Origin of the sequence: Kaistella sp., assembly GCF_032060305.1 — a bacterium.
In the GTDB taxonomy this organism is placed as follows: domain Bacteria; phylum Bacteroidota; class Bacteroidia; order Flavobacteriales; family Weeksellaceae; genus Kaistella; species Kaistella yananensis.
The window spans coordinates 4,083-15,374 of the sequence record NZ_DAMBHK010000060.1; the positions used below are offsets into that span (position 1 = coordinate 4,083).

12 protein-coding genes, 2 tRNA genes and 1 pseudogene are annotated in these 11,292 nt (G+C 41.0%); 9 read left to right on the plus strand and 6 right to left on the minus strand.

Annotated features, from left to right (window positions below; all coding sequences use genetic code 11):
• Nucleotides 1–301 precede the first annotated feature (301 nt).
• A tRNA-Met gene (locus tag V5N63_RS08890) sits at nucleotides 302–374 on the minus strand.
• Nucleotides 375–429: 55 nt separating this feature from the next.
• Nucleotides 430–502 (minus strand) — tRNA-Met (locus V5N63_RS08895).
• A gap of 90 nt (nucleotides 503–592) precedes the next feature.
• Here V5N63_RS08895 and V5N63_RS08900 point away from each other — a divergent pair.
• The 9 genes from V5N63_RS08900 to V5N63_RS08940 all read left to right on the plus strand — a co-directional run bounded on the left by V5N63_RS08900 (nucleotide 593) and on the right by V5N63_RS08940 (nucleotide 8,340).
• A complete protein-coding gene (locus tag V5N63_RS08900; protein WP_332033662.1) occupies nucleotides 593–1,204 on the plus strand; it encodes an L-threonylcarbamoyladenylate synthase in 612 nt (203 codons plus the stop codon).
• Nucleotides 1,205–1,312: 108 nt separating this feature from the next.
• Nucleotides 1,313–2,071 (plus strand): peroxide stress protein YaaA, encoded by a 759-nt coding sequence (gene yaaA / locus V5N63_RS08905; protein WP_332033663.1) that lies wholly within the window; start codon nucleotides 1,313–1,315, stop codon nucleotides 2,069–2,071.
• Between the two features lie 28 nt (nucleotides 2,072–2,099).
• Entirely contained in the window at nucleotides 2,100–2,495 is a 396-nt protein-coding gene (locus V5N63_RS08910; RefSeq protein WP_332020146.1) for an acyl-CoA thioesterase, read from the plus strand.
• Entirely contained in the window at nucleotides 2,492–3,052 is a 561-nt protein-coding gene (locus V5N63_RS08915; protein ID WP_332033664.1) for a helix-turn-helix domain-containing protein, read from the plus strand. The genes V5N63_RS08910 and V5N63_RS08915 overlap by 4 nt, the downstream gene beginning before the upstream one ends.
• A gap of 75 nt (nucleotides 3,053–3,127) precedes the next feature.
• The gene (locus V5N63_RS08920; protein ID WP_332033665.1) at nucleotides 3,128–5,773 is read left to right on the plus strand and encodes a copper-transporting P-type ATPase; all 2,646 of its coding nucleotides are present in this window, start codon (nucleotides 3,128–3,130) and stop codon (nucleotides 5,771–5,773) included.
• 87 nt (nucleotides 5,774–5,860) lie between these two features.
• Entirely contained in the window at nucleotides 5,861–6,394 is a 534-nt protein-coding gene (locus tag V5N63_RS08925) for a ferritin-like domain-containing protein (RefSeq protein WP_332033666.1), read from the plus strand.
• A 71-nt stretch (nucleotides 6,395–6,465) separates the two neighbouring features.
• A complete protein-coding gene (locus V5N63_RS08930) occupies nucleotides 6,466–7,005 on the plus strand; it encodes a type 1 glutamine amidotransferase domain-containing protein (RefSeq protein WP_332033667.1) in 540 nt (179 codons plus the stop codon).
• Nucleotides 7,006–7,022: 17 nt separating this feature from the next.
• Entirely contained in the window at nucleotides 7,023–7,625 is a 603-nt protein-coding gene (locus tag V5N63_RS08935) for a hypothetical protein (protein WP_332033668.1), read from the plus strand.
• A complete protein-coding gene (locus V5N63_RS08940; RefSeq protein ID WP_332033669.1) occupies nucleotides 7,615–8,340 on the plus strand; it encodes a DUF72 domain-containing protein in 726 nt (241 codons plus the stop codon). The genes V5N63_RS08935 and V5N63_RS08940 overlap by 11 nt, the downstream gene beginning before the upstream one ends.
• A gap of 2 nt (nucleotides 8,341–8,342) precedes the next feature.
• On the opposite strand, the gene V5N63_RS08945 is transcribed toward V5N63_RS08940, so the two are convergent.
• From V5N63_RS08945 to V5N63_RS08960, 4 genes and pseudogenes are all read right to left on the minus strand, one after another.
• Entirely contained in the window at nucleotides 8,343–9,320 is a 978-nt protein-coding gene (locus tag V5N63_RS08945; RefSeq protein ID WP_265144527.1) for a polyprenyl synthetase family protein, read from the minus strand.
• Between the two features lie 120 nt (nucleotides 9,321–9,440).
• On the minus strand, nucleotides 9,441–10,304 hold the full coding sequence (locus V5N63_RS08950) for a YncE family protein (RefSeq protein ID WP_332033670.1): 864 nt from the start codon (nucleotides 10,302–10,304) through the stop codon (nucleotides 9,441–9,443).
• The gene (locus V5N63_RS08955) at nucleotides 10,301–11,020 is read right to left on the minus strand and encodes a YoaK family protein (protein ID WP_332033671.1); all 720 of its coding nucleotides are present in this window, start codon (nucleotides 11,018–11,020) and stop codon (nucleotides 10,301–10,303) included. Before V5N63_RS08955 ends, V5N63_RS08950 begins: the two co-directional genes overlap by 4 nt.
• Nucleotides 11,020–11,292, minus strand: a pseudogene (locus tag V5N63_RS08960) (23S rRNA (adenine(2503)-C(2))-methyltransferase RlmN); the annotation flags it as partial. The pseudogene V5N63_RS08960 and the gene V5N63_RS08955, both read right to left, overlap by 1 nt.

Sequence of the window (11,292 nt, forward strand, 5' to 3'; positions counted from 1 at the left end):
CTACGCTCAGTAAAATGGAAATCATGGATGGCTTTTCCGGGAAGGTCAATCATATGGGAAGGTTTCTTTTCGTAAAACAAAGATATCAAAATAATGGTGCTCTTCCTTCTTAAAGTCAAATCTCTCAGTAGCATTTCAAAACAGATTAATCACCAGAAACCGGATCAATTACAAAAGTTGTGTGTAAATTGAAATAAGTTTTAGTTTTGATCCGTAATTACACAGGTTTTGGTCTTGACCCGTTACATGTTCACCACCAGCCACAAAAAAAAAGAGAATCACTTTCGTAATTCTCTCTTAGTAGCGGGAACCGGACTCGAACCGATGACCTTTGGGTTATGAGCCCAACGAGCTACCTACTGCTCCATCCCGCGATGTATCTTTAGAAATTTCTGCGGCTCGCGATACCTTACAGAAACTTAAACTTAGTAGCGGGGACACGACTCGAACGTGCGACCTCCGGGTTATGAGCCCGACGAGCTACCTACTGCTCTACCCCGCGATATTGGACTGCAAATATACGAATATTTTGTTTCAGAGCAAGCTTTCGTGTAATAATTTTTATTTCACCATATTTTAATAACTTTGTGGTATGGCTAAAATATTAAAAATTTATCCCGATAATCCACAGGAAAACCTTATTGCTGAGGTAGTTAAATCTCTCAACAACGGCGGAATTATTATCTATCCTTCTGATACGGTGTATGCGTTGGGTTGTAATATTTTCGACATCCGCGCGATGGAGAAGCTGGCACACATCAAAAAAGTAAAACTCGAGAAAGCCCAGTTCTCTATTATCTGTAACGATTTAAGTCATTTATCAAGCTTTACCCGTGCGATCGACACGCCAGTCTTCCGCTTTCTAAAAAGCAAGATCCCGGGACCGTTCACATTCATCCTCGAAGCAAACAAAAGCCTGCCCCTGGCCTACAAAGGCAATAAGACGGTAGGTATCCGCGTTCCCGACCATCCAATCCCCCAGCTTATTGTGGAAAAACTTGGGCACCCCATCGCTTCCACATCCATCAAAGATGATGATGAAGTCATCGAATATTCTACCGACCCCGAGCTGATCGCAGAGAAATATGATCATTTGGTCGATATCGTTATCGATTCCGGATACGGTGACAATGTGGCTTCCACTATCGTAGATTTAACCAGCGGCGAACCGGAGATTATCCGGCAGGGAAAAGGAATTGTGTAGGTTTTTGCACTAATACCGTGCGTCAGTTTTTTTCAAAGACATTCCACTACTAACACAGCTAATTCCTTAAGAATATTATCAGCTTTAAAATTTTCAACCATCATCTCAATGAAAATTATTACCTCTCCTGCAAAACTCATGAACATAGAAAATTCAACAGATTTTCTGAAACCTACTACCCCGGCGTTCATTGAGGAAGCAGCATTTATTCACTCCCATTTAAAAGAAAAAACACCCAAATATCTCTCGGAACTCATGGAGATTTCGGCAAAACTTGCAGATGAAAATTGGGAAAGAAACCAAAACTGGAAACCCCGACCCGCTTCCAGAGAGTCTGCTCCTGCCATGTTTGCCTTCACCGGCGAAGTGTACCGGGGATTAGATGCGAAAACACTGGATAAAAAAGCAGTCAACTATCTTCAGAAAAACTACCGAATTCTTTCCGGTCTGTATGGCTTGCTGAAACCATCAGACAAAGTAATGCTCTACCGTTTGGAAATGGGCAGGAATTTCGAGTTTGATGATTATAAAAACCTTTACAGTTTTTGGCGGGATAAACTTACAGAAAAACTCAACAGCGAACTGAAAAGCAACGATATGATCCTGAATTTAGCCAGTAGTGAGTATTTTAAAGCTCTCGATAAAAAGAGACTGAATGCCCCGGTAATCGACTTCGATTTCTTTGAACTGAAAGACGGAAAACTCAAAACCATCGTGGTGTACAACAAACATGCCCGCGGACTGATGGTGCGCTACTGTGCACAGCAGCAGGCAAAAACCCTGAATGATGTAAAAGGCTTCAACCTGGAAGGCTACCGTATCGATGAAAAGCTTTCGACCAAAACAAAACTTGTTTTTACCCGTTAATCACTGCCAACCATTAAATTTAAAAAAGATGAACTACCATACCAGAAAATGGATCAAACCTGAAGATTTAAATCCTAACCATACCCTTTTCGGAGGGAGACTCCTGCAGTGGATTGATGAGGAAGCTGCGCTTTACGCCATTGTTCAGCTGGAAACTCCAAGATGTGTTACCAAATATATCTCTGAAATAAACTTCATCAGTTCCGCAAAACAGGGCGATATTATTGAAATCGGGATTGAAGCCACCAATTTCGGACATACCTCCATCACCCTCACCTGCGACGTTCGCAATATGATGACCAGGCAAACCATCATTACTATTGATAAAATTATTTTTGTAGGCGTAGATGAAGAAGGAAAACCAACCAAACACGGAAAAACCAAAATCGAATTTGTGTCTGACCGGCTGAAAAGTCTAGAATGAAACTCTATATCAAAAATATGGTCTGTAACCGCTGTATCGCTGCGGTAGAAAAAGTGTTGACGGATTTCCGCCTGAAATTCTCCGCGGTTGAACTGGGCGAAGTTGAAATAAAAAATCATTTGGAAGCCGAAGACCTGCAGGAACTTAATCAGCGTCTTAAGGAAGCAGGTTTTGAGATTCTTGAAGATGCTGCACACCAGCTTATTGCCAAAGTAAAAAAAGAGCTGATCCTGCTGATTGATGGATTGGATATTCCGGAAGACTTCATCCTTTCCAAATTTATTTCGGAAAAACTGCACCGCGATTACAGCGCCGTATCAAAACTGTTTTCACAGAAAGAAAGTGTGACGATCGAGCAGTATTTCATCCTTCAGAAGATTGAAAAAGTAAAAGAGCTCTTGTTTTATAATGAATTCTCTCTAACCGAAATATCCGGAAAACTTGGGTACAAAAGTGTTCAGCACCTGTCTTCACAATTCCGGAACAGTACAGGTTTTACCCCTTCCGGATTCAAAAAACTGAAAGTAAAAAACCGCATTCCCCTCGATAAAATCTGAAAAGTATAAGATTCTTCCATATATTTATAACAGTGTTCGGTTTCATTTTAAGAAATTTGAACAATAAATAAGCATATGGAAAATCATCATACCCATCCTTCAGAAAGAATTTCGCCAAGTTCCGTGTATTACTGCCCAATGGAATGCGAAGGCGAAAAAGTACATTTCGCATCCGGAAAACGCTGTCCGGTCTGTAACATGTTCCTTGTTCCCATTGAGGAACGAGATGACTATAAGAATAAGCCGGAAACCTTCTCCAAAACAAATTTACCCGAAAACTTTAAAGATAAAATCGGTGACTGGTTCTGCCCCATGTTCTGCGAAGGTGATAAAACCTACGGTTCCGATACCGGCTGCCCCGTTTGTCACATGCATCTGGAAGAAATTACACAGGATTTAATTAAAAATGCTGCCCAACACACCCAGCACCACGGCGCTACACATTCCCATTCGCATCATCCTGCGCCACCTTCTGCCAATGCTGAAAACCATGCCGGAAAATATTACTGCCCGATGTACTGCGAAGGCGACAAAGTTTACGATTCCAACGTAGGCTGCCCGGTTTGCGGAATGGATCTCGTGAAATATCCTGAGAAATCTAAACCTGCCCAGTATACCTGTCCTATGCACCCCGAAATTATCAGCAACAAGACTGGCGACTGCCCGATCTGCGGTATGGATCTGGTCCTGATTCCTTCGAAATTCAATGATGATGGAGATGAAACCTTTAATATTCTGAAAAAGAAATTCATTATCGCGTTAATATTCACGCTTCCGGTATTTATCCTTTCTATGGGCGGGATGCTGTTTACTTTTTCGTTCTCCCATCAGGTACAGGGCATTTTAGAGTTTGTTTTAACGCTTCCCGTCTTATTTTATGCAGGCTGGTTCCTGATGAAACGGGGTTGGGTCTCCTTTAGGACCTGGAATCTCAATATGTTCTCACTGATTGCATTGGGGGTAGCAGCTGCATTTCTTTTCAGTATTGCAGGTTTATTCTTTCCGGATATTTTACCGAATGAAATGGTGCACAACGGCAAAGTCCCACTCTATTTTGAAGCCGTGTGTGTCATCCTTACCCTGGTAATTTTGGGTCAGTTAATGGAAGCCGGCGCACATAAAAGAACCGGAAATGCTATCAAAGAACTGATGAATCTTTCCCCGGACGAAGCAAATCTAATCACCGGCGGAACCGAAAAAAGAGTTCCGCTTTCCCAGGTTAAAATCGGCGACCTGCTGCGCGTAAAACCCGGTGAGAAAATCCCGGTAGACGGAAAAATAACCGAAGGAATTTCCAATATCGACGAAAGTATGATTACCGGAGAACCCATTCCGGTTGAAAAGAAAACCAATGATTATGTAACGTCCGGAACCATCAACGGCAACGGTGTTTTTATCATGAAAGCTGAAAAGATCGGTGATGAAACCTTGCTTTCCCAAATCATCCGAATGGTAAATGAAGCCAGCCGAAGCAAAGCCCCAATCCAGAAACTTGCGGATAAAGTTTCAAAAATTTTCGTTCCGGCAGTTATTGTGGCAGCGGTTCTCACTTTCATACTATGGTATATTTTCGGTGGCGAAAACCGTCTGATTTTGGCCTTTATAAATGCGGTTGCTGTGCTGATCATTGCCTGTCCGTGTGCTTTGGGACTGGCGACACCAATGAGTCTCATGGTCGGAATCGGTAAAGGCGCCAAAAATGGTATTCTTATTAAAAATGCTGAAGCGCTGGAACAGATGCAGAAAGTCAATATTCTGATTACAGATAAAACTGGAACTTTAACCGAAGGAAAACCAAGTCTGAATGAAATATACGTGACAGAAAACGCCGATAAAAATGAAATCCTGAAATTGGCGGCAGCACTGAACCAGAATTCAGAGCATCCTTTATCCGGTGCAGTTCTCCATGAATTCAAGAAAGAAAATTCTGTCTTTGATAAAGTTGAAAACTTCGAGAATATTTCCGGAAAAGGAATTAAAGGAATCATCAATGGCCAAACTGTTCTCCTGGGAAATGAAGCATTACTTAACCACTTCAACATCAACATTCCTGAAGAACTTAGAAACAAAGTCATCAGCAAGCAGGATGAAGCGAAAACCATCTCTTACTTATCTTCCGGGGACAAAATTCTCGGATTCCTGAGCTTTTCAGATCAAATTAAACAGACTTCGAAACAGGCGATCGAATATCTTCAGAAAAACAATGTAGAAGTAATTATGATGACTGGCGACAACGAACACACCGCAAAAGCGGTTGCCGAATCGGTAGGAATTACAAAATATTTTGCGAGCCAGCTTCCGCAGGATAAACTTGCAGAAATTAAGCGACTTCAGGACGCCGGAAATGTAGTGGCAATGACGGGCGACGGAATCAACGATGCGCCTGCACTGGCCCAGTCTAACGTAGGAATTGCCATGGGAACCGGCACCGATGTTGCCATCGAAAGTTCAGAAATCACGTTGCTTAAAGGCGATATTTTGGGCGTGGCAAAAGCAAAGATTTTAAGCGAACACTTACTGAAAAATATTAAACAGAATCTTTTTTTCGCATTTATTTATAATGTGTTTGGCATTCCGCTTGCAGCGGGAGTACTGTACCCGATCTTCGGAATCCTGCTGAGTCCAATGATTGCAGCGGCAGCAATGAGTTTCAGTTCTGTATCTGTAATTCTGAATTCGTTGAGATTAAACAGGGTAAACTTAAATATTCCAAAAAGCTAATTTTTTTCAGAGCCATCAAGTTTTGTAAGGTCAATATTAAAGATTCAGCTGGAATTTAACCGAAACCAAACATTAAAATATATAATTATGGCAAAGAAAACAACAACAGGCGGTAAAGTCGCTCCTAAAGCTGATGCAGCTGACAAACTGAAAGATTTTATGGTAGATGGGATGAAAGATCTTTACTGGGCAGAAAAAGCACTGGTTAAAAATCTGCCTAAAATGGCGAAAAATGCCACTTCCAAAAAGCTTAAAGACGCGGTAAACGGGCATTTAGCAGAAACAAAAACCCAGGTGAAAAGACTGGAAGACGCCTTCAAAGCAATGAAACTGAAACCCCAAGCTGTAAAATGCGATGCCATGGATGGTCTCATTAAAGAAGCTGAAGGAATCCTTGAAGAAACAGAACCGGGCGCAGTGCGGGATGCAGCAATTATCGCCGCAGCACAAAAGGTTGAGCATTACGAAATTGCATCTTATGGTACCATCGCAACTTATGCTAAATTATTGGGTCAGAAAGAAGTACTTTCACTGATGCTTGAAACGCTAAATGAAGAAAAAACAACTGATAAAGATTTAACCAAACTGGCAAAATCTGAAATCAACCTTAAAGCAAAATAACTGCACACAGTTATTCATTATTCCAGGCAACATTTTTTGTTGCCTTTTTTCAACCACTAAATAAAAGAAATATGTCGAGTTTAAAAGATAAGAAAATAGCAGTTTTGGCTGCAGACGGTTACGAACAGTCGGAACTTGAAAGTCCGGTAGATGCACTCAAAAGCGAAGGTGCAACAGTAGAAATTATTTCCCTGAAATCCGGTGAAATTAAAGCCATGAAAGGCCATGAATGGAGCAATTCCGTAGCTGTAGATAAAACAGTTTCAGAAGCCAAAGAATCTGATTATGATGCACTTCTGCTTCCCGGCGGCGTTTTAAACCCCGATGCAGTGCGCGTTGACAAGGATGCGATAAAGTTTGTAAAGGATTTTTTCAGCAAGAATAAACCTGTTGCTGCCATCTGTCACGGACCTCAGACGCTCATCAATGCAGAAGTGATAAATGGTGTGAAGATGACTTCATTTAAAGCCATTTCCAAAGATTTACAGAACGCGGGAGCAAACTGGGTAGATGAAGAAGTGGTAACCGACGGAAATCTTACCACCAGCCGAAAGCCCGAAGATTTACCCGCTTTCAACAAAAGAATTGTTGAAGAATTCGGAAAAGCATAATTTTAGAAATCCTTAAAATGCACGAAAAAATTCCGCCACAGAAAACCGGTGCAAAAAGCGACACCATTTCAGAAATCGAACTGGATTCAGTTGCACTCGCAAAAGACCATTTCGACAAGGTGAAAAGGCGTTTCCTGGATGTAAATTGCTGGGAACTTTTTGCAGGAACTGAAAAGGCGGAATTTTCACTTCGTGACGGTAAAGGTGAATTATCGCTGGATCATCCGAAAGTCGGAGATTATTTCCGGATAAAAGTGCCGGGACTTCATAATACTACCGGCGATGGATACGACTGGGTTCAGGTTGAAAAATTTGAAAAAGAGCAAGACGAAAATTCAGAATGTCTTTACATCAGAGTGCGGCCAACTTCTGATCCAACCAAACCTGAAGATACCACTGCGCACTTTTTTGATTCCAAAGCAACTTCCAATTTCCTCATTAAGAGAGAGGGAAAGAAAATTATTGCTGAAGTTCACGGAAGAAACGAAATTCCAAACACTGAAAGCCTGAATGTGATTGCAAAAATCCGGAACAGCCTCGTTGCCGTTGGCGGAATGATTGCAGGCAGCAAATTTCAGTGGAAATCGCTTACAGAAGGCCTCATTAAGCATGAAGAATAAAATCTACATTGGCTGCTCAGGATTCTCAAACCGCGACTGGAAAGGCTTTTTCTTTCCGGAAGATTTACCGTCAAAAGAACAGCTGAACTTTTATGCAACCCAATTCAATACGGTTGAAATCAATTCTACTTTTTACCGCAGGCCACGTCCACAGACTTTACAGAACTGGTATGAGAGAACAGGTGAAGATTTTAAATTTTTCATTAAAATCCCTAAAACCATTACTCATATCAAACGGCTAAAGGACACTGCAGCAGAAACCGGTGATTTCTGTAATCATATTCATAGCGGAATCAAAGAAAAGCTAGCGGGATTTCTTTTCCAGATGCCTCCGACATTTCATTTCAGTGAAGAACATTTGGAAAAATTGATAGCAACTGTAGATCCTGAATTCCTGAACGCGGTGGAATTCCGCCACAAATCCTGGTGGAATGAAGAAGTTTTAAAAACTTTAAAAGAAAAGAATATTGTTTTCTCCGGAGTGAGTTTTCCGAAAGACATTCCGGACGAATTTATCACCAACAGCAATAAATTTGCGTATTACAGGCTGCATGGTGTCCCCGTTCTTTTCAAATCAGAATATTCTGAAGAAGAGCTGATAAATTTAGCTGATGAAATTAAGAAAGCTAAGGAAACAGTCTTCGTATTTTTCAACAATACTTGGGGAACTGCGGCTTTAAAGAATGCGCTTTTTCTGAAAAAACTTTTGGAATAGCATTAAAATTTTCGTTCAATCACATAATCCAGCATCAGGTTCAGTGAATGTTTGGCTTCCGAATCCGGGAAATCATTCAGGATATCTTTCGCGCGCTGCTGGTAATCTTTCATCACTGAAATAGCATAATCGAGTCCGCCTGAACTTTTCACAAAAGCAATGAGTTCTTTCACGCGCTTTGTGTCATTATTATACCGTTTAATCGTGTTGAAATAATGTTTTCTGTCGGTTTCGGTGGCTTTTTTTAAGGTATAAATCAAAGGCAAAGTCATTTTCTGCTCTTTAATATCAATCCCGACAGGTTTGCCGATAATGTTTGACGTAAGATAATCGAACAGATCATCTTTAATCTGAAACGCCATACCGGTAAGTGTCCCGAATTCCATCATCTTTTTTGCCATCGTTTCATCAACATTGTTGGATACCACTCCGATTTCGCAACACGCAGCAATTAACGTGGCTGTTTTCTGACGGATGATTTCGTAGTACACTTCTTCCGTAATGTCGAGTTTGCGCGCTTTTTCGAGCTGCAGAAGTTCACCTTCAGCCATTTCACGGATGGTTCGGGAAATCACCGCAAGCAAATCAAAATCTTTATGGTCGGTAGAAAGCAGCACTGCTTTAGAAAGCAGATAATCGCCTACCAATACCGCAATTTTATTCTTCCACAAGGCATTGATGGAGAAGAAATTCCTGCGCTTGAAACTTTCGTCCACCACATCATCATGCACCAAAGTTGCAGTGTGAATAAGTTCAATCATCGAGGCGCCGCGGAAGGTTTTTTCATTCACCTCGCCCACAAGTTTTGCACACAGAAAAACAAACATTGGCCGCATCTGCTTGCCTTTGGTGGTTACAATAAACCGCGTAACTTTGTCTAAAAGCGGCACATTGCTCTGCATGGATTCATAAAACTTCTGTTCGAAAAGTTTCATTTCACCGGAAATGGGTTTCTTGATTTCTTCTATGGTATTCGCCACGTACTATGAATAAAGATGTTGAAAGTTAAAGAATGACAAATATAATTAAATTTACGGCACGTTTCGCAGATTATTAAAGATAAAAAGATCGATCGATTTTCTGTTTCAGATGAAAAAAACTTACTTTACTTTATCGGCAGGAACAAAATAAAATGCCTGTTTTGCAGTACCCAAAGCAGTGCGGAATTCTTCTCCGGAAATATAAATTCCACTTTCATCTACCGCAATTCCTTCAATCTGGCCGATGACCAATGAAGAACCGAGATAATATTTTCTGGGCTGTTGTTTGAAAAAAACGCCGGGTTCCGTTTCATCAAACACTGACAGAAAAACTTCCGTATTCTTTGTATAGCCGATTAAATAAAGCTTTCCCTGAAAATATGCAGCATCAGTAACAAAGAAACCGGTTTTAAAACTTTCGGTTTTTTCGGCGGCCTGATTTTCTGTAAAGTCAGGATTCAGGACATAATGTGTTGTCGATCTGGAAGACCATTCTTTGGTAAAAACATGTATTTTTCCATTCAGAATCAGTAGTGCTTCTGCATCGAAATCTGTTTTTAAGACTTTTCTGCTGAAATCCTTCTGTTCAGGATAAAAGAATGAAATTACCTTAGTTTCACCGGAATTTTCAAACGGAATTTTATAAATCCTGAGATCAGTTCTGGTTCCGACGTTATTGCCGAAGTCGCCGGTATAAAGATGCAAAGAATCGCTCGCAATGGCTTCCCAGTCGTGATTTTGCAGTCCGGTTTTTATGGTTTTAAGTATTTTACCTGAAGATTTATCGATTTCGAAAATTTCAGAAGAATTTCCGCCGTCGTTCATGGTGTAAAGTTTTCCACGGAAAAAATCAAGACCCGAATTTTCTTTCAAAGAATCGCTGAGATAAGAAACCCGGTATTTGGCGATCTTTAAAAAATCGGTCTCCTGAGCGAAACCATTAGAAAAAAAGAAAAATGAAAAAAAGAAAACTAATTTCTTCATGATAATTTATGTCTTAAAAGCAATAAGCGGATTTTCAGAAAATCGTAAAGCAATCCCAGAAGTAAAATGAAACTTCCGAACATTAGGGTTCTGATCCCGAAATGCGTGTAAAGAATTCCGCCTGAAACTCCACCCGCGAAAAACAGCCAGATGATGGTTAAACGCAGTTTTATCGATTTTATGAGTTTCTTTTTGTGTTTCTGATCTTTATAGAACAAAAGCTGCGAAAACTCAATTCCCATGTCGGTAAAAAGTCCAGTTAAGTGCGTCGTACGAACTACCGCGTTCGAGATGCTTGTAACCAGAGAATTCTGCATTCCCATGGCAAACAAAAGGCTGAAAGCGATAAGATCGGGATTTTTTTCAATCAGAAAACTTCCGGTGAATGCAAGTGTCGCAAGAATCACGGCTTCGGTAACGGTAGGAATGATGTAAATTAGATTTTCTCTCCGGCGCGAATAAATCTCAACCATAAAGTTGGAAAAAAAGGCTCCCAGAAAAAAGAAAAAGATATAAAGTGCAACGTGAAAGGCGCTCCGGAAATCCTGCTTGAAAGCTTCGTCTACAAAATAAGCAAAATGACCGGTAACATTAGTAGTAAGCTTTTGGACAGAGAAAAATCCCACAACATTTACCAAACCTGCGACGAAACTCAGCAGTGAGGCAATCCCAAGATTATGCTTAGCGGTGCGGGTTTTTCCTATGTGGCTGAACATTACTCACTGGATTTATTGGCGAGCTGTCCGCAGGCTGCATCAATGTCGCCTCCCCGACTTCGGCGGATCAGCACGGTGATTCCGGCATTTTCGAGTTGGTGTACATAATTTTCCTCGGCTTCTTTGTTGCATTTGTCGTATTTCCCGTCGCCGATTGGGTTGTACTGAATTAAATTCACTTTACTCGGAACCTGTTTACAGTAACGGATGAGTGCTTTGATGTCTTCATCTTTGTCATTAATTCCGCCCCATACACAGTATTCGAAAGTGAC